General features: G+C 58.7%; 22 protein-coding genes and 1 riboswitch. Of the genes, 12 read left to right on the plus strand and 10 right to left on the minus strand.

Going from position 1 to position 21,254, the window contains the following annotated elements; all coding sequences use genetic code 11:
• The first annotated feature begins 47 nt into the window (after window positions 1–47).
• Genes bioB through bioD form a run of 4 tightly spaced genes read left to right on the plus strand, consistent with a single transcriptional unit; the run spans window position 48 to window position 3,675 of the window.
• A complete protein-coding gene (gene bioB, locus SPG90_RS02230; RefSeq protein ID WP_033144975.1) occupies window positions 48–1,088 on the plus strand; it encodes a biotin synthase BioB in 1,041 nt (346 codons plus the stop codon).
• Window positions 1,085–2,242 carry an 8-amino-7-oxononanoate synthase gene (bioF, locus tag SPG90_RS02235; RefSeq protein ID WP_213751003.1) on the plus strand — a complete coding sequence of 386 codons (1,158 nt, stop codon included), beginning with the start codon at window positions 1,085–1,087 and terminating at the stop codon, window positions 2,240–2,242. Before bioB ends, bioF begins: the two co-directional genes overlap by 4 nt.
• Window positions 2,226–2,981: a malonyl-ACP O-methyltransferase BioC gene (gene bioC, locus SPG90_RS02240; RefSeq protein ID WP_126302872.1), complete on the plus strand. Its 756-nt coding sequence runs from the start codon at window positions 2,226–2,228 to the stop codon at window positions 2,979–2,981. Before bioF ends, bioC begins: the two co-directional genes overlap by 17 nt.
• The gene (gene bioD, locus SPG90_RS02245) at window positions 2,974–3,675 is read left to right on the plus strand and encodes a dethiobiotin synthase (protein WP_045403786.1); all 702 of its coding nucleotides are present in this window, start codon (window positions 2,974–2,976) and stop codon (window positions 3,673–3,675) included. The genes bioC and bioD overlap by 8 nt, the downstream gene beginning before the upstream one ends.
• Here bioD and SPG90_RS02250 read toward each other — a convergent pair.
• Window positions 3,638–4,360: an ABC transporter ATP-binding protein gene (locus tag SPG90_RS02250; protein WP_023310849.1), complete on the minus strand. Its 723-nt coding sequence runs from the start codon at window positions 4,358–4,360 to the stop codon at window positions 3,638–3,640. The two genes, bioD and SPG90_RS02250, sit on opposite strands and share 38 nt — an antisense overlap.
• A 752-nt stretch (window positions 4,361–5,112) precedes the next feature.
• Between SPG90_RS02250 and uvrB the strand changes: the two genes are divergently transcribed.
• Window positions 5,113–7,128 carry an excinuclease ABC subunit UvrB gene (gene uvrB, locus SPG90_RS02255; protein WP_023310850.1) on the plus strand — a complete coding sequence of 672 codons (2,016 nt, stop codon included), beginning with the start codon at window positions 5,113–5,115 and terminating at the stop codon, window positions 7,126–7,128.
• A 72-nt stretch (window positions 7,129–7,200) separates the two neighbouring features.
• Here uvrB and yvcK read toward each other — a convergent pair whose 3' ends face one another.
• Window positions 7,201–8,109, minus strand: coding sequence for a uridine diphosphate-N-acetylglucosamine-binding protein YvcK (yvcK, locus tag SPG90_RS02260; RefSeq protein WP_023310851.1), 909 nt, complete (start codon window positions 8,107–8,109; stop codon window positions 7,201–7,203).
• Between the two features lie 225 nt (window positions 8,110–8,334).
• Window positions 8,335–8,468: riboswitch (molybdenum cofactor riboswitch) on the plus strand.
• On the opposite strand from yvcK, the gene moaA reads away from it, so the two are divergent.
• The 6 genes from moaA to SPG90_RS02290 all read left to right on the plus strand — a co-directional run bounded on the left by moaA (window position 8,456) and on the right by SPG90_RS02290 (window position 11,935).
• The gene (gene moaA, locus SPG90_RS02265) at window positions 8,456–9,445 is read left to right on the plus strand and encodes a GTP 3',8-cyclase MoaA (RefSeq protein ID WP_126302870.1); all 990 of its coding nucleotides are present in this window, start codon (window positions 8,456–8,458) and stop codon (window positions 9,443–9,445) included. Its footprint overlaps the riboswitch before it by 13 nt.
• A gap of 24 nt (window positions 9,446–9,469) precedes the next feature.
• Complete coding sequence (gene moaB, locus SPG90_RS02270) at window positions 9,470–9,982, plus strand: molybdenum cofactor biosynthesis protein B (RefSeq protein ID WP_024908761.1); 513 nt, start codon at window positions 9,470–9,472, stop codon at window positions 9,980–9,982.
• 3 nt (window positions 9,983–9,985) lie between these two features.
• Window positions 9,986–10,471, plus strand: coding sequence for a cyclic pyranopterin monophosphate synthase MoaC (moaC, locus tag SPG90_RS02275; RefSeq protein ID WP_008501142.1), 486 nt, complete (start codon window positions 9,986–9,988; stop codon window positions 10,469–10,471).
• Window positions 10,464–10,709 carry a molybdopterin synthase sulfur carrier subunit gene (gene moaD, locus SPG90_RS02280; RefSeq protein ID WP_047073846.1) on the plus strand — a complete coding sequence of 82 codons (246 nt, stop codon included), beginning with the start codon at window positions 10,464–10,466 and terminating at the stop codon, window positions 10,707–10,709. Before moaC ends, moaD begins: the two co-directional genes overlap by 8 nt.
• A gap of 1 nt (window position 10,710) precedes the next feature.
• Window positions 10,711–11,163 carry a molybdopterin synthase catalytic subunit MoaE gene (gene moaE, locus SPG90_RS02285; RefSeq protein WP_322407895.1) on the plus strand — a complete coding sequence of 151 codons (453 nt, stop codon included), beginning with the start codon at window positions 10,711–10,713 and terminating at the stop codon, window positions 11,161–11,163.
• Window positions 11,164–11,227: 64 nt separating this feature from the next.
• Window positions 11,228–11,935: a Bax inhibitor-1 family protein gene (locus SPG90_RS02290; RefSeq protein WP_126302867.1), complete on the plus strand. Its 708-nt coding sequence runs from the start codon at window positions 11,228–11,230 to the stop codon at window positions 11,933–11,935.
• A gap of 105 nt (window positions 11,936–12,040) precedes the next feature.
• Here the strand turns inward: SPG90_RS02290 and SPG90_RS02295 are convergent, their stop codons facing one another.
• Genes SPG90_RS02295 through SPG90_RS02305 form a run of 3 tightly spaced genes read right to left on the minus strand, consistent with a single transcriptional unit; the run spans window position 12,041 to window position 14,999 of the window.
• Window positions 12,041–13,003 (minus strand): lysylphosphatidylglycerol synthase transmembrane domain-containing protein, encoded by a 963-nt coding sequence (locus SPG90_RS02295; RefSeq protein ID WP_033144983.1) that lies wholly within the window; start codon window positions 13,001–13,003, stop codon window positions 12,041–12,043.
• The gene (gene clsB / locus SPG90_RS02300; protein ID WP_239632136.1) at window positions 13,003–14,241 is read right to left on the minus strand and encodes a cardiolipin synthase ClsB; all 1,239 of its coding nucleotides are present in this window, start codon (window positions 14,239–14,241) and stop codon (window positions 13,003–13,005) included. Before clsB ends, SPG90_RS02295 begins: the two co-directional genes overlap by 1 nt.
• A complete protein-coding gene (locus tag SPG90_RS02305) occupies window positions 14,238–14,999 on the minus strand; it encodes an endonuclease/exonuclease/phosphatase family protein (protein WP_239632138.1) in 762 nt (253 codons plus the stop codon). Before SPG90_RS02305 ends, clsB begins: the two co-directional genes overlap by 4 nt.
• Before the next feature lie 133 nt (window positions 15,000–15,132).
• Here SPG90_RS02305 and SPG90_RS02310 point away from each other — a divergent pair, with 133 nt between their 5' ends.
• A complete protein-coding gene (locus tag SPG90_RS02310) occupies window positions 15,133–15,543 on the plus strand; it encodes a YbhQ family protein (protein WP_014883088.1) in 411 nt (136 codons plus the stop codon).
• Here the strand turns inward: SPG90_RS02310 and SPG90_RS02315 are convergent.
• Genes SPG90_RS02315 through cecR form a run of 5 tightly spaced genes read right to left on the minus strand, consistent with a single transcriptional unit; the run spans window position 15,505 to window position 21,145 of the window.
• Window positions 15,505–16,611 carry an ABC transporter permease gene (locus SPG90_RS02315; RefSeq protein ID WP_023310860.1) on the minus strand — a complete coding sequence of 369 codons (1,107 nt, stop codon included), beginning with the start codon at window positions 16,609–16,611 and terminating at the stop codon, window positions 15,505–15,507. The genes SPG90_RS02310 and SPG90_RS02315 overlap by 39 nt on opposite strands.
• 9 nt (window positions 16,612–16,620) lie before the next feature.
• The gene (locus SPG90_RS02320; RefSeq protein WP_322407897.1) at window positions 16,621–17,754 is read right to left on the minus strand and encodes an ABC transporter permease; all 1,134 of its coding nucleotides are present in this window, start codon (window positions 17,752–17,754) and stop codon (window positions 16,621–16,623) included.
• On the minus strand, window positions 17,744–19,483 hold the full coding sequence (locus SPG90_RS02325; RefSeq protein WP_322407898.1) for an ATP-binding cassette domain-containing protein: 1,740 nt from the start codon (window positions 19,481–19,483) through the stop codon (window positions 17,744–17,746). Before SPG90_RS02325 ends, SPG90_RS02320 begins: the two co-directional genes overlap by 11 nt.
• Complete coding sequence (hlyD, locus tag SPG90_RS02330) at window positions 19,476–20,471, minus strand: secretion protein HlyD (protein ID WP_239632140.1); 996 nt, start codon at window positions 20,469–20,471, stop codon at window positions 19,476–19,478. Before hlyD ends, SPG90_RS02325 begins: the two co-directional genes overlap by 8 nt.
• Window positions 20,468–21,145, minus strand: a complete 678-nt coding sequence (cecR, locus tag SPG90_RS02335; RefSeq protein ID WP_039261402.1) for a transcriptional regulator CecR — start codon at window positions 21,143–21,145, stop codon at window positions 20,468–20,470. Before cecR ends, hlyD begins: the two co-directional genes overlap by 4 nt.
• Window positions 21,146–21,254: the final 109 nt, after the last annotated feature.

Here is a 21,254-nt window from a genome sequence, read left to right on the forward strand (position 1 = left end):
GAGTATAAACCGAACCGAAAATTAACAAAACCCTTTGGAGAAGCCCGATGGCTCACCACGCACGCTGGACGATGTCGCAAGTCACTGAATTATTCAACAAACCTTTCCTTGAGCTGATGTTCGAAGCCCAACAGGTGCATCGTCAGCACTTCGATCCGCGCCATGTTCAGGTCAGCACGCTGCTGTCGATCAAAACCGGTGCCTGTCCTGAAGACTGCAAATATTGCCCGCAGAGCGCGCGCTACAAAACCGGTCTCGAATCCGAACGGCTGATGGAAGTGGAGCAGGTGCTCGACTCCGCTCGCAAGGCGAAAAACGCCGGCTCGACCCGCTTCTGCATGGGCGCGGCGTGGAAGAACCCGCACGACCGCGACATGCCGTATCTGGAGCAGATGGTGAAGGGCGTGAAGGAGATGGGCCTCGAAGCCTGTATGACGCTCGGCACATTAAACGAGGAGCAGGCGCAGCGCCTCTCCGCCGCAGGGCTGGACTACTACAACCACAACCTCGACACCTCGCCGGAGTTTTACGGCAACATCATCACCACGAGGACCTATCAGGAGCGTCTGGACACGCTGGATAAAGTGCGTGACGCGGGGATCAAGGTCTGCTCGGGCGGTATTGTCGGCTTAGGCGAAACGGTGAAAGACCGCGCGGGCCTGCTGCTGCAGCTGGCAAACCTGCCGACCCCGCCGGAAAGCGTGCCGATCAACATGCTGGTGAAGGTTAAGGGAACGCCGCTGGCGGACAACGACGACGTGGATGCGTTTGATTTTATTCGCACCATCGCGGTGGCGCGCATCATGATGCCGACCTCTTTCGTGCGCCTCTCTGCCGGTCGCGAGCAGATGAACGAGCAGACCCAGGCGATGTGCTTTATGGCCGGAGCCAACTCCATCTTCTACGGCTGCAAGCTGCTGACCACGCCGAACCCGGAAGAGGACAAAGACGTTCAGCTGTTCCGCAAGCTGGGGCTTAACCCGCATCAGACCGAGGTGCTGACGGGCGATAACGAGCAGCAGCAGCAGCTGGAGCAGCAGATTTTCAACGCCGACACCGACCAGTTCTACAACGCGGCAGCCGTATGACCTGGCAGGCACGCATTAATACCGCGCTGGACGAACGCCGGGCGGCAGAGGCGTTTCGCGTTCGCAGGGTGGTGGAAAACGGCGCGGGCCGTTTTCTTACCCGCGAGGGGCGGCAGTTTTGTAATTTCTCCAGCAACGACTATCTCGGGCTGAGCCAGCATCCTGCCATCATCCGCGCCTGGCAGCAGGGTGCGGAGCGGTTTGGCGTGGGCAGCGGCGGCTCGGGACACGTCAGCGGCTACACCACGGCGCATCAGGCGCTGGAAGAGGCGCTTGCCGACTGGCTCGGCTACCCGCGCGCGCTGCTGTTCATCTCCGGCTTTGCCGCCAACCAGGCGGTCATTACCGCCCTGATGGGAAAAGAGGACCGTATTGTCGCTGACCGCCTGAGCCACGCCTCGCTGCTGGAGGCGGCAAATTTAAGCCCGGCGCAGCTGCGCCGCTTTACCCATAACGATGCGGGGCAACTCGCCGCGCTGCTGGATAAACCCTGCGACGGACAGCAGCTGGCGGTCACCGAAGGGGTGTTCAGCATGGACGGCGACAGCGCCCCGCTTGCCGCGCTGCACGAGGCCGCAAAGCGGCAAAACGCCTGGCTGCTGGTTGACGACGCCCACGGCATTGGCGTAGTGGGTGACGAAGGTCGCGGCAGCGCGCATCAGCAAAACGTAAAGCCGGAGCTGCTGATTGTCACCTTCGGCAAAGGCTTTGGCGCCAGCGGCGCCGCCGTGCTGTGCAGCGAGTCCGTCGCCGACTATCTGCTGCAGTTTGCCCGGCACCTGATCTACAGCACCAGCATGCCCCCGGCGCAGGCCGTGGCGCTGTCTGCGTCGCTGGCGTTGATCCGCAGCGCGGAAGGAGATGAGCGTCGCCAGCGGCTGGCAGACCATATCTCATGCTTCCGCAAGGGGCTAGCGGCGCTGCCCTTCCACAGCCCCGATTCGCAGAGCGCCATCCAGCCGGTGATTGTCGGCGAAAACGGCCGCGCGCTGGCGCTGGCACAGGCGCTGCGCCAGCGCGGCATGTGGGTGACCGCCATTCGCCCGCCAACGGTCCCGCCGGGCACCGCGCGGCTGCGTTTAACCCTGACGGCGGCGCATGAGGCTCGGGATATCCAGACGCTGCTGGAGGCGCTCCATGACGCCGGTGAATAAACAGGCCGTTGCGGCGGCATTTGGCCGGGCCGCGCAGAGCTATTCGCAGCACGATGAGCTGCAGCGTTTGAGCGCGCAGGGGCTTCTGGCCGCGCTTGGCGAGAACCGCTTTCCGCAGGTGCTGGACGCCGGATGTGGTCCCGGCAGCAACAGCCGCTACTGGCGCGGGACGGGAAGCCAGGTGACGGCTATCGACCTCTCGGACCAGATGCTCGACGAGGCGCGTCAGAGGCAGGCAGCGGATCGCTATCTGCTGGCGGATATCGAGGCGATCCCGCTGGCGGATGCGCAGTTCGATCTGGTCTGGAGTCATCTGGCGGTCCAGTGGTGCAGCAGCCTGCCGCAGGCCTTGCGCGAGCTTTATCGCGTCGCGCGACCGGGCGGGAAGGTGGCCTTTACCACCCTGCTGGAAAGTTCGCTGCCGGAGCTGCATCAGGCGTGGAAAGCGGTGGATGAGCAGCCGCACGCTAACCGATTTTTATCGCATGAGCAGGTGACGCAGGCGCTGGCAGGCTGGCGCTACCGCAGCGTGGTGCAGACCATCACCCTCAATTTTAGCGATGCGTTGAGCGCGATGCGCTCGCTGAAGGGCATCGGCGCCACGCACCTGCACGCCGGGCGGGAGAAAAAACCGTTGACCCGGGGACAGCTGCAGCGTCTGGAGCTGGCCTGGCCGCAGCAGCGGGGACATTTCCCGCTCTCTTATCAACTTTTTCATGGGATTATCGAACGTGAGTGAACGTTATTTTGTCACCGGAACGGATACGGAAGTGGGAAAAACGGTGGCCAGCTCGGCGCTGCTGCAGGCGGCGCGAAAGCTTGGGAAAAACACCGCCGGATATAAGCCGGTTGCTTCCGGCAGCGAGATGACGGCGGAAGGATTACGCAATACCGACGCGCTGGCGCTCCAGCGTAACAGCACGCGTGAGCTTGCCTATTCAGCAGTGAATCCGTACACCTTTGCCGAGCCGACCTCGCCGCACATCATCAGCGCTGACGAAGGTCGTCCGATTGATTTCACCGTGCTGTCAGCCGGGTTACGGACGCTGGAAAGCCAGGCCGACTGGGTGCTGGTGGAAGGCGCAGGCGGCTGGTTTACGCCGCTTTCGGACACGCAGACGTTTGCTGACTGGGTGCAGGCCGAGCAGCTTCCCGTCATTCTGGTCGTCGGCGTCAGGCTGGGCTGCATCAATCACGCCATGTTGACCGCGCAGGCCGTACAGCAGGCCGGGCTGACGCTGGCGGGCTGGATAGCCAACGACGTGGTTGCGCCGGGGAAACGACACCAGGAGTATCTGGCGACGCTCAGGCGAGTACTTCCCGCCCCGTGCCTCGGGGAAATTCCCTGGCTTGCTGACGGCGTGGAAAATGCCGACACCGGGCGTTATCTCGATCTCAGCGTCTTGCTTCCCGCGACATCCAGTGCGCGATAAGCTCGTCATCCAGCTCGTTAACGTGGCCCTGCGCCACGTTACGCCCGCGATAGAGCATGCAGAAGCGGTCCGCAACCCGGCGGATAAACGACAGCTGCTGCTCCGCTAATAGCACCGTCATACCAAACTCCCGGTTTAAGCGCACCAGCAGCTGCCCCAGCTTCTGGGCGAAGCTGTGTCCTGCGCCGTGCAGAGGCTCATCGAGGATCAGCAGGTGCGGACGGTTCACCAGCGCATTAGCCAGCGCCAGCTGGTACTGGTCGTCCGGAGAGAGCGTGTTCGCACGGGCCAGTCGCAATGCGTAGAGCGCCGGAAACAGGTCGTAAACGTCATTTTTCGCCTCCGGGTTGGGTTTCCCCATCGCCCGCATGGCAATATGCAGATTCTCCTCAATCGTTAACTGGGAGAAGATCCGCCTGTCCTGCGGGACATAGCCTATCCCCGGTCCTGAGCGCTGTTCTGGCGGCAGGTTAAGCAAGTCGCGCGGCGGTGCGCCCGCCTCGTGCCAGATGATGCTACCGCTTTCAACGGGCACTCTCCCGGCGATGCAATTCATGAGGGTGGTTTTCCCCATCCCCGGCAGGCCAACGACGCCTGTACACATCCCTTGCGGAAAATCCAAATTCACGTTCCATAGCGTATGTTGGCTTCCGTAAAACTGATTCACAGCACGCAGACTCAACATCTTTTTCTCCTTAAAAATGTGTGTAGGTGAGGCTCGCGTTTGAATCTGCAAAACCCCTGCCAGAAACCGAAAAGTGTTCAAAAAAACGGCTTTTTTAGGAATAAGTCACCAGAGAGGGGCTGAGATAAAAGGGAATTGCACATCGACGGTGCTGGAGGTGGTGAGTTGTGGTGCAGAACCCGAAATGATGAAAATGTGAGCAAGATCCCATCGGTTGGTTATGAATGACGCAACTGTTAATCATCAAAAAATAGCTATAAAATTTTTTTACTGCCGTCTCGTGGGAAAAACCGGGAATTTGCCGAGCGCCAGTCTGCATGGGCTGGAAGCAGTTATCCACTATTCCTGTGGATAACCATGTGCATTAGAGTTAGAAAACACGCGATAAGCGAGAGAAGACGCGGCTTACGCCCAAATTGGCGCGAAACGCGGCTTTAGAAAATATCGTTTATTATTTAATTGCTTAGATAAAAGCAATTCCCGTCATGAAAGTGTCACCCGTTGCCACAAAACTATCATTACCTGGCTTGACAAATGTTAAAAAAGAAAAAGTTCTGGGGATAACCTGACCTGACTGGTGTTTTATATTGTCACAGTCCAAATTTTGGCCGCTATCGCGCTAATCATTCAGGCGCTATGCTAAATATCCTGACATGCCACTGGTTTTTCATCCAGTGTTTTTTACTGGCATTCCTGGCAACAACGAGTAAAATTACTCACCTGCCGCTTATAACGTCATCAGGTTGTCGCCCATGAGTAAACCGTTCAAATTGAATTCTGCTTTCCGTCCATCTGGCGATCAGCCTGAGGCGATCCGTCGTCTGGAAGAGGGGCTGGAAGACGGGCTGGCGCACCAGACGCTGCTGGGGGTAACCGGCTCGGGTAAAACGTTCACCATCGCCAACGTGATTGCGGATCTCCAGCGCCCAACGATGGTGCTGGCACCCAACAAAACCCTGGCCGCGCAGCTTTACGGCGAGATGAAAGAGTTCTTCCCGGAAAACGCGGTGGAGTATTTCGTCTCCTACTACGATTACTACCAGCCTGAAGCCTACGTACCGAGCTCTGACACCTTCATCGAGAAGGATGCCTCGGTGAACGAGCACATCGAGCAGATGCGTCTGTCGGCCACGAAGGCGCTTCTGGAGCGTCGCGATGTGGTCGTCGTCGCGTCGGTTTCCGCGATCTACGGTCTGGGCGATCCGGATCTCTATCTCAAGATGATGCTGCACCTGACGCAGGGGATGATTATCGACCAGCGCGCCATCGTTCGCCGTCTGGCGGAGCTGCAGTATGCCCGTAACGATCAGGCGTTCCAGCGCGGCACCTTCCGCGTACGCGGTGAGGTGATCGACATCTTCCCGGCGGAATCGGACGATATGGCGCTACGCGTCGAGCTGTTTGACGAAGAGGTTGAACGCCTGTCGCTCTTCGACCCGCTAACCGGACACATTGAATCGGTGATCCAGCGCTTCACCATCTACCCGAAAACGCACTACGTGACGCCGCGCGAGCGTATCGTGCAGGCGATGGAAGAGATCAAAGTGGAGCTGGCCGAGCGCCGTAAGGTGCTGCTGGCGAACAATAAGCTGCTCGAAGAGCAGCGCCTGAGCCAGCGTACCCAGTTTGACCTTGAGATGATGAACGAGCTGGGCTATTGCTCCGGCATTGAAAACTACTCGCGCTTCCTCTCCGGGCGCGGGCCGGGCGAGCCGCCGCCGACGCTGTTTGACTACCTTCCGGCAGACGGTTTGCTGGTGATCGACGAATCCCACGTCACGATCCCGCAGATCGGCGGGATGTACCGCGGTGATCGGGCGCGTAAAGAGACGCTGGTAGAGTACGGGTTCCGCCTGCCGTCAGCGCTGGATAACCGTCCGATGAAGTTTGAAGAGTTTGAGGCATTAGCGCCGCAAACCATTTACGTCTCGGCCACGCCGGGCAACTACGAGCTGGAGAAATCCGGTGAAGACGTTGTCGATCAGGTTGTGCGTCCGACCGGGTTGCTCGACCCGATTATTGAAGTTCGTCCAGTGGCTACGCAGGTGGACGATCTGCTCTCAGAGATCCGCGCCCGTTCCGCCATCAACGAGCGCGTGCTGGTGACCACGCTCACCAAGCGTATGGCGGAAGACCTCACCGAGTATCTCGAAGAGCACGGCGAGAAGGTGCGCTATCTGCATTCGGATATCGACACCGTGGAGCGCATGGAGATTATCCGCGATCTGCGTCTGGGCGAGTTTGACGTGCTGGTGGGGATCAACCTGCTGCGAGAAGGTCTGGATATGCCGGAAGTCTCGCTGGTGGCGATTCTGGATGCGGACAAAGAGGGTTTCCTGCGTTCTGAACGCTCCCTGATCCAGACCATCGGCCGCGCCGCGCGTAACGTCAACGGGAAAGCGATTCTGTACGGTGACAAAATCACCCCGTCGATGGCGAAAGCGATTGGCGAAACGGAGCGCCGCCGCGAGAAACAGCAGCGCTACAACGAAGAGCACGGCATTATCCCGCAGGGGCTGAACAAGAAGGTGGTGGATATTCTGGCGCTGGGTCAGAACATTGCCAAAACCAAAGCGAAAGGTCGCGGCAAGGCGCGTTCAGTGGTGGAAGAAGATACCGTCGTGCTGACGCCGAAAGCGCTGCAGCAGAAAATCCACGAGCTGGAAGGGCAGATGATGCAGCACGCGCAGAACCTGGAGTTCGAAGAAGCGGCGCAGATCCGCGACCAGCTTCATCAGCTGCGGGATCTTTTCATCGCGGCATCGTGAGTAAAGCGTTGTTTTCTCCCTCTCCCTGAGGGAGAGGGCCGGGGTGAGGGCATCAGGCCGCACAAAACGAATCTAGCCCAGCGCCTGAATCGCCTTCTCCAGCGCCTCGCGCAGCAGGTGACGGTCATGGCGATACTTAATGTCACTCGCTTCCAGCGGCTCCTGCACCACCACGCGGTCGCCAATACCCGACACATCCACCTTCGGCCCGACCACGACGCCGTCGATAATTTTTTTACCGACGTACTGCTCCATCAATTCAAGCTTATCTGCCAGCGACAGGCTCGCCGCCGCCGGACTCAGTTCACGTCCCAGGTTACCGATGTAAACCATCGGGGCAGGGGTGCGGCGCAGCGCCTGCGCCAGCTCTTTCACCAGCAGAATGGGCATCAGGCTGGTATAAAAACTGCCCGGACCGATCAGGATAAGATCCGCTTCTCCGATGGCCTCCACCGCTTCTCGCGTGGCGGGTACGCTCGGATAGGTCATTAACTCCGTGGGCGGCAGAATGAGCTGGTCAATATTTACCTCGCCGTAAACTTCATGCCCTTCGGCATCGATGGCCATCAAGTCTACCGGTTGTTCTGACATGGGGATCAGGAATGCGTCAACTTTCAGCAGATTACGGATTAAATTAATGGCTTCCAGAGGCCTTACGCTCAGGTGATCGAGCGCCTTTAACATCAAATTTCCGAGGTTATGTCCGGAAAGTTCGCCATTACCGCCAAAACGGTACTCAAACATCGCCGATGCGACGCTCGGCTCGGTAATTAACTGGTTCAGGCAGTTGCGCATATCTCCCCAGGCAATGCCGCCTTCGGCACGTCGAATGCGCCCGGTTGAGCCGCCGTTGTCGGTGGTGGTCACTATCCCTGTCAGCCTTGAGCCGAGTGACGACAAAGAGGACATAACCCGGCCTAAGCCGTGTCCTCCGCCAAGAGCGACCACTCGGTCAAGATCCGCAAAAGTGCGATTGCGCATACGTATTCCTTATCACGTTCGATCGCGTAACAGTAACCTAACTACCCCTAAAAGACGATGCCTCACCCGATGCAAAATGACGTATATCAATGTGAAAATGCGGTTTTTAGGTATTCTGTAGCGAAAATGCAGGATTGATTCGCTGTATACGTAATTATATAGCGAAAAGCGACAATGGCGCCGTGAGAATTTCCGCGCTACTATCGCCCTAACCACGTTTTCAAAAATGAAAACATACACTCTAGCCCTTGCGCCTGTGTCGAAAGATATGGCGCTCTGGCCGTGGCGAATTTGCCACCAGGGTACAGAAAGAAATGACTGTGCCTCCCGATCTGGAAAGGTGTACATGGCTTCACAACTTACTGATGCTTTCGCGCGTAAGTTTTATTACTTACGTCTGTCGATTACCGATGTGTGCAACTTCCGTTGCACCTACTGCCTGCCCGACGGCTACAAACCGGGCAGCGTTACCAATAACGGCTTTCTCTCCGTGGATGAAGTGCGCCTCGTCACGCGCGCCTTCTCTGAGCTCGGCACCGAAAAAGTTCGCCTTACCGGCGGTGAACCCTCGCTGCGCCGCGATTTCCCCGACATCATTGCCGCCGTGCGTGAAAACGAACGTATCCGCCAGATTGCGGTGACCACCAACGGTTACCGTATGGCGCGCGACGTGGCGAACTGGCGCGATGCGGGGCTGACGGCGATCAACGTCAGCGTCGATAGCCTGGACGCCCGTCAGTTCCACGCCATTACCGGCCAGGATAAATTTCAGCAGGTCATGGACGGCATCGACGCGGCATTTGCGGCCGGGTTCGAGAAGGTCAAAGTCAACACGGTGCTGATGCGTGATGTGAACCATCATCAGCTCGATACCTTCCTTGCATGGATTAAATCCCGCCCCATTCAGCTGCGTTTTATCGAGCTGATGGAAACCGGCGAGGGCAGCGAGCTGTTCCGTCGCCATCACATCTCCGGCATGGTGCTGCGCGACGAGCTGCTGAAACGCGGCTGGATCCACCAGATCCGCCAGCGCAGCGACGGTCCGGCGCAGGTCTTCTGCCATCCTGATTACGAAGGCGAAATTGGGCTTATCATGCCTTACGAGAAAGACTTCTGTGCCAGCTGCAACCGCCTGCGCGTCTCCTCCGTGGGCAAGCTCCATCTCTGCCTGTTCGGCGACGGCGGCGTGGACCTTCGCGATCTGCTGGAAGACGATGCTCAGCAGGACGCGCTTGAAGCACGCATTTCTGACGCGCTGACGCATAAAAAACAGACCCACTTCCTGCATCAGGGCAATACCGGTATTACTCAGAACCTGTCTTATATCGGCGGGTAATCAGGCTTAAGAAGGAATCAGAATATGAGTCAGGTAAGCGCAGAATTTATCCCGACACGCATTGCTATCCTTACCGTTTCCGACCGCCGGGGCGAAGAGGATGATACCTCTGGCCACTGGCTGCGCGAGGCGGCCCATGACGCGGGGCATCACATCGTCGATAAAGCGATCGTGAAGGAGAACCGCTACGCCATTCGCGCTCAGGTTTCGCAGTGGATTGCAAGCGATGAGGTGCAGGTGGTGCTGATCACCGGCGGCACCGGTTTTACCGCAGGCGATCAGGCCCCCGAAGCGCTGATCCCGCTTTTCGACCGCGAGGTAGAAGGCTTCGGCGAAGTGTTCCGCATGCTCTCCTTTGAAGAGATTGGTACCTCCACGCTCCAGTCGCGCGCCGTTGCCGGGGTGGCTAACAAAACCTTGATTTTCGCTATGCCGGGCTCGACCAAAGCCTGCCGCACCGCGTGGGAAAACATCATCGCCCCGCAGCTGGACGCCCGTACCCGTCCGTGTAATTTCCATCCCCATTTAAAGAAATAAGCTATGTCACAACTGACCCACATTAACGCCGCTGGCGAAGCGCATATGGTGGACGTCTCCGCCAAAGCCGAAACGGTGCGCGAGGCGCGCGCGGAAGCGTTTGTCACTATGCTGCCGGAAACGCTGGCGATGATTATCGACGGCAGCCACCATAAGGGCGACGTCTTTGCCACCGCGCGCATCGCGGGGATTCAGGCCGCCAAGCGCACCTGGGACTTAATTCCGCTGTGCCATCCGCTGATGCTGAGCAAGGTGGAAGTAAACCTGCAGGCACAGCCGGAGCATAATCGCGTGCGCATTGAGTCACTTTGCCGCTTAACCGGCAAAACCGGCGTGGAGATGGAGGCGCTGACGGCGGCCTCAGTTGCCGCGCTGACCATCTACGACATGTGCAAAGCGGTGCAGAAAGATATGGTGATTGGCCCGGTTCGCCTGCTGGCAAAAAGCGGCGGCAAATCCGGTGATTTTAAGGTGGACAGCCATGATTAAGGTGCTCTTTTTTGCGCAGGTGCGCGAGCTGGTCAACACCGACAGCCTGACGCTGGATGCCCCTTTTGAAAACGTTGCCGCCCTGCGCGCGCATCTGGCGGCACAGAGCGACCGCTGGGCGCTGGCGCTGGACGAAGGCAAGCTGCTGGCCGCCGTTAACCAGACGCTGGTGGAGCTTACCCATCCGCTGAAGGCCGGGGATGAAGTGGCCTTCTTCCCGCCGGTCACAGGGGGCTAATATGACTGAAACCCGCATTCTGGTTGGCCCTGAACGCTTTAACGTGGGGACAGAATACAGCTGGCTGGCGGAACGCGACGAAGACGGCGCGGTCGTGACCTTTACCGGCAAGGTGCGCAATCACAACCTCGGTGACAGCGTGAAGGCGCTGACGCTGGAGCACTATCCCGGCATGACGGAGAAATCGCTGGCGGAGATTGTCGACGAGGCGCGAGGCCGCTGGCCGCTCGGGCGCGTCACGGTTATTCACCGTATCGGCGAGATGTGGCCCGGCGAGGAGATTGTCTTCGTCGGCGTGACCAGCGCCCACCGCGGCAGCGCGTTTGCGGCAGGGGAGTTCATTATGGATTTCCTCAAAACCAAAGCCCCGTTCTGGAAGCGCGAAGCCACGCCGGAAGGGGATCGCTGGGTAGAATCTCGCGACAGCGATAAGCAGGCCGCCAGCCGTTGGTAGTTGGTTTACGTGGATGTGTTACTCTTAACGAGTGTGTCTACTTAATCTTAATCAGGAGTGAATCATGGACCGATTTCCGCGTTCCGATTCAATAGTACAGCAGACCCGTAGCGGCCTGCAGACGTATATGGCTCAGGTGTACGGCTGGATGACGGTTGGCCTGCTGCTTACCGCGTTTATCGCGTGGTATGCGGCGAACACGCCTGAACTGATGATGTTTATCTTCTCCAGCAAAATTACCTTCTTTGGGCTGATTATCGCGCAGCTGGCGCTGGTGTTTGTGCTGTCCGGTCTGGTGCAAAAGCTGAGTGCCGGAATGGCGACCACGCTGTTTATGCTCTATTCGGCGCTAACCGGGCTAACGCTTTCCAGTGTCTTCATCGTTTACACCTACTCCTCCATCGCCAGCACCTTCGTGGTGACCGGCGGGATGTTTGGTGCGATGAGTCTCTACGGTTACACCACCAAACGCGATCTGAGCGGCTTCGGCAGCATGCTGTTTATGGGGCTGATTGGGATTGTGCTGGCGTCACTGGTGAACCTGTGGCTGAAGAGCGACGCGCTGATGTGGGCCGTGACCTACATCGGGGTGGTGATCTTCGTTGGGTTGACGGCGTATGACACCCAGAAGCTGAAAAACATCGGCGAGCAGATCGACGTACGCGACAGTTCAAACCTGCGCAAATACTCAATCCTGGGCGCGCTGACGCTGTATCTGGACTTCATCAACCTGTTCCTGATGCTGCTGCGAATTTTAGGCAACCGTCGTTAAGGTTGTTTTGCCGGGTGGCGGTGCGGTCTGGTGCCCTCACCTTGACCCTCTCCCACGGGAGAGGGAACAAACACCAAAAACGGCAACAAGGTTGCCGTTTTGCTTTTATTTCGCCAACGCCTTCTCGTTCTTCGCTCTCAGCTTCTTCGCCCGACTCTCCAGCACCAGATAACAGACCGTTGCCAGCGCCAGCGGCAGGAAATAATACAGCATGCGGTACGCCAGCAGGGCGGCGATAATCGTTCCCTGAGAGACATGCTCCCCGGCCAGCAACGCGATAAAGACCGCCTCCAGCACGCCGATCCCCGCCGGGATATGCACAATTACGCCCGCAATGCTGCTCACCAGCAGCACGCCCAGCACGAAGAAGTAGTTCACGTCCTCGCCAATCAGCAGCCAGATAATGGCCCCCATTGCCATCCAGTTGGCGCTGGAGACCGCCATCTGCAGCACCGCAAACTTCCACGAGGGCAGAACCAGCTTTTGCCCCTTGATGGTCATATGGCGGCGTCTGGCAAACGCGCAGGCCCACAGATAAACGGCGATAATCAGTAGCAGCACGATGCCCAGAATGCGCAGCGTGGCCTCATCGATATACCAGTGCGCGGGCAGTTGCACCACGCCGATGGTGAAGATCACCCCACCGAGCAGAATATAGCCCAGCCAGTTGGTGGTGATGCTTAACGAGAAAATGCGCGTGATGGTCCCGCCCGGCAGGCCGAGCCGCGAGTAAAGGCGATAGCGCATGCCAATGCCGCCGACCCAGGTGCTCAGCGTCAGGTTAAAGGCGTAGCAGATAAACGACACCAGCATAACCTGACGTTTGGCCAGCTTGTGGCCGCAGTAAGCGCGGCCCAGCAGGTCATAGCAGCCGTACATCAGGTAGCTGACAATAACCAGCCCCACAGCGCCCAGCAGCACCATCCGGTTATAGTTGCGGATGACTTTCCACACCTCTTCCCAGTCAACTTTCTGCGCGTAGACCACCAGCAGAACCGCGACCGCAATAAAAAACAGCCAGGTCAGGATCTTTTTTGCCAGCCGCCAGCGCGGATGCGATTTCGACATCAGGGTTTGCCTCCATCTTCCGCTTCAATACGGTCCTGGGTTTCCATTTCCGGTTGTACCGGCGGGTCCACCTGCGCCAGCTTAGGCGTATGCGCCGGAAGCCAGCCGACCATCGCCGGGAAATGGCGCAGGAAGTGGAACACCACCACGCTGATGCCCAGGTTCCACCAGGTACGTTTGGGGACCATGGACTCGTCCACGCGCACGCTGTCGTTAACGATTAGCGCCTGCAGGTTATCCCGCAGGGTCTGGTTAAACTGGCGATCGTGAATGATCAGATTAGCCTCGAGATTGAGCGATAAGCTCAGCGGATCGAGATTACTCGAACCCACGGTGGCCCAGTGATCGTCCATCAGCGCCACTTTGCCGTGCAGCGGTCGGCGGCGATATTCGTAGATCTGTACGCCGCCCTTCACCAGGTAGTTATACAGCAGGCGTGCGCCCACTTTGACAATCGGCATATCCGGCTCGCCCTGCACAATTAGCTTCACGCGTACCCCGCGTCGGGCCGCATTGCGCATGGCGTGCAGCAGACGATAGCCCGGGAAAAAGTAGGCGTTAGCAATAATCACTTCGCGCTTCGCGTTGGCGAGCATCTTGAGATAATGACGTTCTATGTCGTCCCGGTGCTCGCCGTTATCCCGCCAGACGAAAAGGGCCTGCGCTTCGCCGGGCTTCCGGTTCTCTTCCGGGCGATGGCGGCGTCTCCACCAGCGGCGAACGGCCTCTTTACCCGGCAGGTTCTCCAGCTCAAACAGTAAGATGTCCTGCACCACCGGGCCTTCAATGCGAATGGCGTAGTCCTGCTTCGCCTCCGGGCCGTAGTCGGACATATGCTCAGCGGAGTAGTTAATGCCGCCGACAAACGCCACCGTCTCATCCACCACCACAATTTTGCGGTGCATCCGGCGGAAAAGATTGGTACGCATGCCGAACAGGCGAGGGCCGGGATCGTAGTAGCGAAACACCACGCCCGCGGAGGTCAATTCATTCACAAACGCATCGCTGAGATCCGGCGAGCCATAGCCATCAAGCAGCACTTCAATTTTGACGCCGCGCCGGGCGGCGCGCAGCAGCACGCTATGCAACTGCTTGCCCACGTCGTCTTCGAACCAGATAAAGGTTTCGAGGATCACCTTCTGCTGTGCATGGTCAATTGCTTTAAATACGGCCGGATAATACTCGTCCCCGTTGACCAGCAGCGTGATTCGGTTGCCTTCCTGCCAGGAACATTTCATAGGTGGATCTCCGCGCTGAGCGGGGCATGGTCGGAAAGATGTCGCCAGTTAAGGAGAGCCAGGGCGGTCGGGCTGCTGGCGTGGGCATTTTTCACGTAGATGCGGTCAAGCCGAAGCAGCGGGAAACGGACCGGGAAGGTACGCGCAGGCCTGCCGTTGGCGCGAGTAAAAATCTCTTCCAGCCCGGCATCCACCTTCAGCGGATGGTTTGCCCGCTGTCGCCAGTCGTTGAAATCGCCCGCCACCACCACCGGTTCACCTTCGGGAAGCGCGTTGGCCCATTCGGCCAGCATTTTCAGCTGCGCCTGACGATGGGCTTCGCGAAGGCCCAGGTGAACACAGCCGACATGGACTGGTCGCTCGAGGTCTGGCGGCGTAATGCGGCAGTAAAGCAGGCCGCGTTTTTCGCTTTCCCCGACGGAAACGTCGCGGTTTTCGTAATGTTCAATGGGGTAACGGGACAGTACCGCGTTTCCGTGATGTCCTTCCGGATAGACCGCGTTGCGGCCGTAGGCGTAATCACTCCACATGGTGTCGGCCAGAAATTCATAGTGCGGCGTGTCGGGCCAGTTCTCAAAGTGGAGCGGATGCACTTGGTGTGCGCCCATCACCTCCTGCAGGCAGACAATATCCGCGCTGACGGTGCGTACCGCGTCGCGCAGCTCCGGTAAAATGAAGCGGCGATTAAATGCTGTGAAGCCCTTATGAATGTTTATCGTCAGCACCTTAAGCGAGAAATGCTGCATTTTTTGAGTCATAAGCTCCTTCCTGAGTGACTATCCCAATGAAAATAAAGTGTAGTCGTCGTCACAAAAAGATGCGGCGTTACGGAATTTTCCGTAAAGTGCGGTAGTCTGATTAAGCAGAGAAAAATCCTTCAGGAGAGAAGCCATGAAGTGGCAACAACGTGTTCGTGTCGCAACTGGCCTGAGTTGCTGGCAGATAATGTTGCATTTACTGGTCGTGGCCGTACTGGTGATGGGCTGGATGAGCGGCACGCTGGTGCGTGTTGGCCTGGGGCTATGCGTCCTTTATGGCGTCACCGTGCTGTCGATGCTGTTCCTACAGCGCCACCATGAAGCGCGCTGGCGCGAGGTGGGTGATGTGCTCGAAGAGCTCACCACCACCTGGTATTTTGGCGCGGCGATGATCGTGCTTTGGCTGCTGTCGCGCGTGCTGCAAAACAACCTGCTGCTGGCCCTGGCGGGTCTGGCTATCCTCGCTGGGCCTGCGGTGGTCTCGCTGCTGACCAAAGAGAAAAAGCTACGCAATGTTGCGTCTAAACATCGCGTACGCCACTGAGCCCGTCGTGGCCGCTATGACCAGTAGCGGCCACAAACTTCCCCAGACAATATCCAGACTCGCATCCTTCAGATAGATTTGCTTGGTGATGTCCGTAAAGTGCCGAATCGGGTTTACCCACGTCAGATCCTGTAGCCACACCGGCATGTTCTCGACGGGTGAAACATAACCCGAGAGCAAAATCGCGGGCATCATAAAGACGAACACCCCGATAAACGCCTGCTGCTGCGTCGAGCAGAGCGCCGAGATCAGCAGTCCAAACCCCACCAGCGACAGCCCGTAAATCACCATAGTGAAGTAAAACAGCGCCAGCGAACCGGCGAACGGGATCTGATAGGCCCAAATTCCCACCCCCAGCACGATGGTGGCCTGGAACGTCGCGACGATCAGTGCCGGGACCGCTTTGCCGACGAAAATTTGCCAGGTGGCGAGCGGGGAGACCAGCAGCTGGTCCAGCGTGCCCTGTTCGCGCTCGCGGGCGACGGAAAGGGAAGTCACGATCATCACCCCAATAGTGGTAATCATGGCGATCAGCGACGGCACCACGAACCACTTGTAGTCCAGGTTCGGGTTGTACCAGTTACGCACCACCAGCTCGCTGTTGTTGGGCTTCGGTTTGCCCTCCATCAGCTCCTGCTGGTAATCCTTCACCACCTGCTGCAGGTAGTTGGCGGCAATCTGGGCGCTGTTGGAGTTACGCCCGTCGAGGATCAGCTGCATCGGCGCGGTCTGGAAAGTATCCAGATTGCGGGAGAAATCCGCCGGGAACCGCACCAGCAGTAGCGCTTTTTGCGTGTCGATGGTGGGCTGGATCTCCTGCGGGCTTTTCAGCAGCAGGATGTGGGTAAAGGCTTTCGCACGGGCAAAGCGCTGCGTCAGCTCGACGGAATGTTTGCCGTTATCTTCGTTGTAAATGGCAATGGTGGCGTTGGTCACCTCAAGGGTGGCGGCAAACGGGAACAGTAAAACCTGGATCAGTACCGGCAAGACCAGAATGGCGCGGGTTTGCGGCTCGCGCAGCAGGGATTGCAGCTCTTTGCGTATCAACGTCCATAATCGGTGAAACATGTTCGCTCCTTAATCCAGTCGCCGTTTGGTTTTCATCCACGTCAACCCAATAAACATCGCCGCTGACGCCATTAAAAACAGCGTGTTGACGAGCAGCACCACCGGAATATTCCCCGCCAGGAACAGGCTTTGCAGCGTGCTCACAAAGTAGCGTGCCGGGATGATGTAGGTCACGGCGCGGATCACCGCAGGCATACTGTCTATCTGGAAGATAAACCCGGACAGCATAATCGACGGTAAAAAGGCGGCATTGAGGGCCACCTGCGCGGCGTTGAACTGGTTGCGGGTGATGGTGGAGATGAGCAGCCCCATGCCCAGCGTGCTGAGTAAAAACAGGCTGGTGATAAAAAACAGCACCACCAGCGAGCCGCGATACGGCACGCCGAGGATAAAGACCGAGACAAGCATGCAGAGCAGCATTGCCAGCATGCCGAGGAAGTAGTAGGGAATGAGCTTGCACAGCAGCAGCTCGACGCGCGTCACTTCGGTTGAAAGCAGCGCCTCCATGGTGCCGCGCTCCCACTCGCGGGCGATCACCAGCGAGGTCAGGATCGCGCCAATCACCGTCATGATAATTGTCACCGCGCCCGGAATAATAAAGTGCTGACTGATGGCGGCGGGGTTAAACCAGTAGCGCGTCTGCACGTCGATGAGCGGTTTAAATTCTTCACCCCGATCTTCCGCCCGCTGCATCTGCCAGAGCTGCCAGATCCCCTCCGCGTAGCCCTGCACGAAGTTGGCGGTGTTTGGCTCGCTGCCGTCGGTGATCACCTGGATCGGCGCATCGGCATTTGCCCGCGCCATATTGGCGGCAAAATCCACCGGAATGACGATCAGGCCGCGAATTTTCCCGGCCTGCATTTTCTGGATCAACTCCTGCCTGTTATCGCTGATGGTGGCGTCAATGTAGGGCGATCCGGTCATGGCGTGAGTAAAGTCCAGCGCATCCTCACTCTGCTGCTCCAGCAAAATCCCGACCCGCAGCTTGCTGGAGTCCAGGTTAATGCCGTAGCCAAAGATAAACAGCAGCAGCAGGGGGATCACTACCGCAATCAGCCAGCTGCTGGGGTCACGCACGATCTGACGCGTCTCTTTAACGCACAGCGCGCGCACCCGGCGCCAGGAAATGGCCTTACTGCGCATGGGCATTCTCCTTATCCCAGTCGTGGATGAGGGTGATAAACGCCTGCTCCATGGTCGGGTCCGGAACTTCATCATCGGCGGCCTGGTTTTTCAGGTCGTCCGGGGTGCCGTGGGCAATCAGCTTGCCGCGATACACCAGCCCGATGCGGTCGCAGTACTCCGCCTCGTCCATGAAGTGGGTGGTCACCATCACGGTCACCCCTTTTTCCACCATGCTGTTGATATGCAGCCAGAACTCGCGGCGGGTGAGGGGATCAACGCCGGAGGTCGGCTCATCCAGAAACAGAATATCCGGCTCGTGCATCAGCGAGCAGGCCAGCGCCAGCCGCTGCTTAAAGCCGAGCGGCAGTTCGTCGGTGGCGTGGGAAGCAATCGTCGCTAACCCGAAGGCGTCGCTCATGCGGCGGATCTTCTCGTTCTGCGCCCGTCCGCGCAGGCCGTACACGCCAGAGAAAAAGCGCAGATTCTGTTCGACCGTCAGGTTGCCATACAGCGAGAACTTCTGCGCCATATAGCCCAGATGCTGGCGCGCCTTGCCGGAGCTGACCTTCAGATCCATATCCAGCACCAGCGCTTTGCCGGACGTCGGCACCAGCAGGCCGCACATCATCTTAAAGGTGGTCGATTTTCCCGCGCCGTTCGGTCCGAGCAGGCCAAAAATCTCGCCGCGTTTTACCGCGAAATTGACGTTGTCGGTGGCGGCGAAATCCCCAAATTTCTTGGTGAGGGACTTGGCCTCAATGACCGTTTCGCCCGGCGTGCCGTCCACCGTATGCAGAATGGCGCCAAGCGGCGACTCTGACGTCCCCGCGCCGCCCAGCAGGTCGATAAACGCGTCTTCAAAGCGCGGCGCGGTCTCTTCCATCTCGATTTCAGGCATGTCGGGCGCGCGGCGAATCTCGTCGACGGTGGCCTCTTTTTTGAGGATCACCCGTACCGAGCGGCCCTGGATCATCCCGTCGCTGACCTGCGGCAGCCTGAGCACCCGCTGCAGCAGCCTGCGGTTGGACTCCTGCGGGCTGTGCAGCAGGAAGCTGCGCCCGGCCATGCTCTGCGTCAGCGTCGTCGGCTCGCCCTGATACAGCAGTTCGCCTTCGTTCATCAGCAGCACGTCCCGGCACTGTTCCGCTTCGTCGAGGTAGGAGGTGCTCCAGAGGATCAGCATCCCGTCGCCCGCCAGCTCGTGCACCATCTGCCACAGCTCGCGGCGCGAAATCGGATCTACGCCGACGCCGGGCTCGTCCAGCAGCAGCACTTTCGGCTCGCCGACCAGCGTGCATGCCAGCCCCAGCTTCTGCTTCATCCCGCCGGAGAGCTTGCCTGCCAGCCGGTCGGTGAACGGGCCGAGGGAGGTAAACTCCAGCAGGCGCGCGAAGGTTTTCTGCCGCGTTTCGCCGGTGACGCTGCGCAGGTCGGCGTACAGGTTCAGGTTTTCCATCACCGTCAGGTCTTCGTACAGGCCAAACTTCTGCGGCATATAGCCGAGCATGGCGTGAAGGGCTCCGTCATCCTCGATCGGGTCAAGACCGAGCACGCGGGCCGATCCTTCATCCGGCTTCAGCAGCCCGGCCAGCATCCGCATCAGCGTGGTTTTCCCCGCGCCGTCCGGGCCGACCAGCCCGGTCACATAGCCTTTCTGGATAGTGCAGTTCAGCGGCGCGACGGCCGGTTTGTCCATTCCCGCGAAGCGTTTAACCAGATTATTGAGCTGAATAACCGCGTCATTCATGTCGTTCCCCGTTGTCTACTTTTACGGTGACGGGCATGCCCTGACGCAGCGCGTCGTCCGCATCGGTCACGATGATGCGCAGGCGATACACGAGGTCGGTACGCAGGTCCGGTGTTTCAACGGTTTTCGGCGTGAATTCGGCGGTAGGGGAGACAAAGCCCACCTTGCCGTGATACGGCTTGTCCGGGCGGCCGTCGGTATAGAGCAGCAGCTCGCGGCCCGGCTGCATCTGGCCGAGGTTTGGCTCATCAACGTAGGCGCGTACCCAGACCGGGCGGGTCAGGGAGAGCGTTAAGACGGTGCTGCCGGCGCTGAGCATGCTTCCCGGCTCCACGGCGCGGGTCATCAGCATGCCGTCAGACGGCGCGATTAAGGTGGTGTCGTGCAGATCCAGCTCTGCCTGGGCCAGCTGCGCCTGCGCCTGTTCAAGGCTGGCCTTCGCCTGGGCGATATCCTGCGGTCGGTTACCGGTGTTGTACTGGCTTAATTTATCCTGCGCGGATTTCAGCGTGGCCTGCGCCTGGTCGCGGGACGAACGCGCATTTTCCAGATCGTTGGCGGAAATGGTGCGGCTTTTCCACAGCCCCTGCTGGCGCGCGTAGAAGTTCTGCGCGTAGTCATAGGCGGCTTGCGCCTGCTTAACGGCGGCGGCGGCCTGGGCAATCTCTTCGTCGCGATAGCCTGCCAGCATCAGGTCATACTGTGCCTGGGCGACGGACACGCCTGCTTTGGCCTGCAGCAGCGCATTCTCATAGGGCGCTTTGTCCAGCATCCCCAGCGTCTGCCCGCTTTTAATGGCATCGCCTTCGTCCACGTTCAGCGAGGCGAGACGTCCGCCCACGCGGAAGCTCATATTCACCGTACGAATATCCACGTTACCGTACAGCGTCAGGCCTTTATCCTGATGGCTCTGATACCACAGCCATCCACCGACTCCGGCGGCAAGCAAAACAACAACCACCAGAATGATGGCGACAGGTTTTTTCATGACTTCAGGCTCCTTTGCGTTAAGCCTTGCAGGATCAGATCGACGTGACAGGCGATCACCTTGCTAATCTGCGCGGCTTTATCCTCATCAAATTGTGTCCAGCCGGTGCGTAACAGGATGGTTTCCCTGCCCAGACGGAAGGCAAGGATTTCACCCAGCAGGGCGTGGGTATGCAAAACTGTCTCGGTATCACTGGCGTCCCGCCCGGTATAGGCGGCGATCAGCCGGGTCAGGTGCGAGTGCATTGGCTCAATCACCCGATCGTGTACCCGCTGGTAGGCGACGGTCGGGGAGAGCTGCTCCCGTGAGATAAACTTGCTCAGGTTGAGCGTATCGTCGTGCGTCAGCAGGCGGATCATATCGTGACAGGCATTGAGAATAAGCTGGCGAACGGCGGCGCGATCCGGCGACGGCTGGCCGAGCAGCGCGGTGGCTTCCTCAACGTGCGGGTGAAACTGCGTGCCGATAAAATCGGCGATCCACTCGGCGCAGGCGAGGTATAAATCCTCTTTTGAGCCAAAATAGTAGGTAATCGCCGCAATGTTCTGCCCGGCCAGCGCTGCAATATCGCGCGTGGTTGCATGCAGCCCGTACTCACCAAACTGCGCCAGCGCGGCGGCGATAAGCTGATTTTTGGCCTGTTCACCTTTGGTTGTTGTGGGTGTCGTATTCATGGCGGCATTAAGAATTAATCAATCGATTGATTAAGATTATGCCTGATTCCCGTTTACGTCGAGGGAACGCTGAGGGATATTTTATGCGCTACGTCACAAAAGCTGCTAC

The organism is Enterobacter sp. D2 (genome assembly GCF_034427575.1).
Taxonomy (GTDB): domain Bacteria; phylum Pseudomonadota; class Gammaproteobacteria; order Enterobacterales; family Enterobacteriaceae; genus Enterobacter; species Enterobacter cloacae_M.

Bases quoted from the DNA above. Each gene is read 5' to 3' on its own strand.
- bioB (WP_033144975.1), top strand. From the start codon at position 48: ATGGCTCACCACGCACGCTGGACGATGTCGCAAGTCACTGAATTATTC.
- bioF (WP_213751003.1), top strand. From the start codon at position 1,085: ATGACCTGGCAGGCACGCATTAATACCGCGCTGGACGAACGCCGGGCG.
- bioC (WP_126302872.1), top strand. From the start codon at position 2,226: ATGACGCCGGTGAATAAACAGGCCGTTGCGGCGGCATTTGGCCGGGCC.
- SPG90_RS02250 (WP_023310849.1), bottom strand. From the start codon at position 4,360: ATGTTGAGTCTGCGTGCTGTGAATCAGTTTTACGGAAGCCAACATACG.
- uvrB (WP_023310850.1), top strand. From the start codon at position 5,113: ATGAGTAAACCGTTCAAATTGAATTCTGCTTTCCGTCCATCTGGCGAT.
- yvcK (WP_023310851.1), bottom strand. From the start codon at position 8,109: ATGCGCAATCGCACTTTTGCGGATCTTGACCGAGTGGTCGCTCTTGGC.
- moaA (WP_126302870.1), top strand. From the start codon at position 8,456: ATGGCTTCACAACTTACTGATGCTTTCGCGCGTAAGTTTTATTACTTA.
- moaB (WP_024908761.1), top strand. From the start codon at position 9,470: ATGAGTCAGGTAAGCGCAGAATTTATCCCGACACGCATTGCTATCCTT.
- moaC (WP_008501142.1), top strand. From the start codon at position 9,986: ATGTCACAACTGACCCACATTAACGCCGCTGGCGAAGCGCATATGGTG.
- moaD (WP_047073846.1), top strand. From the start codon at position 10,464: ATGATTAAGGTGCTCTTTTTTGCGCAGGTGCGCGAGCTGGTCAACACC.
- moaE (WP_322407895.1), top strand. From the start codon at position 10,711: ATGACTGAAACCCGCATTCTGGTTGGCCCTGAACGCTTTAACGTGGGG.
- SPG90_RS02290 (WP_126302867.1), top strand. From the start codon at position 11,228: ATGGACCGATTTCCGCGTTCCGATTCAATAGTACAGCAGACCCGTAGC.
- SPG90_RS02295 (WP_033144983.1), bottom strand. From the start codon at position 13,003: ATGTCGAAATCGCATCCGCGCTGGCGGCTGGCAAAAAAGATCCTGACC.
- clsB (WP_239632136.1), bottom strand. From the start codon at position 14,241: ATGAAATGTTCCTGGCAGGAAGGCAACCGAATCACGCTGCTGGTCAAC.
- SPG90_RS02305 (WP_239632138.1), bottom strand. From the start codon at position 14,999: ATGACTCAAAAAATGCAGCATTTCTCGCTTAAGGTGCTGACGATAAAC.
- SPG90_RS02310 (WP_014883088.1), top strand. From the start codon at position 15,133: ATGAAGTGGCAACAACGTGTTCGTGTCGCAACTGGCCTGAGTTGCTGG.
- SPG90_RS02315 (WP_023310860.1), bottom strand. From the start codon at position 16,611: ATGTTTCACCGATTATGGACGTTGATACGCAAAGAGCTGCAATCCCTG.
- SPG90_RS02320 (WP_322407897.1), bottom strand. From the start codon at position 17,754: ATGCGCAGTAAGGCCATTTCCTGGCGCCGGGTGCGCGCGCTGTGCGTT.
- SPG90_RS02325 (WP_322407898.1), bottom strand. From the start codon at position 19,483: ATGAATGACGCGGTTATTCAGCTCAATAATCTGGTTAAACGCTTCGCG.
- hlyD (WP_239632140.1), bottom strand. From the start codon at position 20,471: ATGAAAAAACCTGTCGCCATCATTCTGGTGGTTGTTGTTTTGCTTGCC.
- cecR (WP_039261402.1), bottom strand. From the start codon at position 21,145: ATGAATACGACACCCACAACAACCAAAGGTGAACAGGCCAAAAATCAG.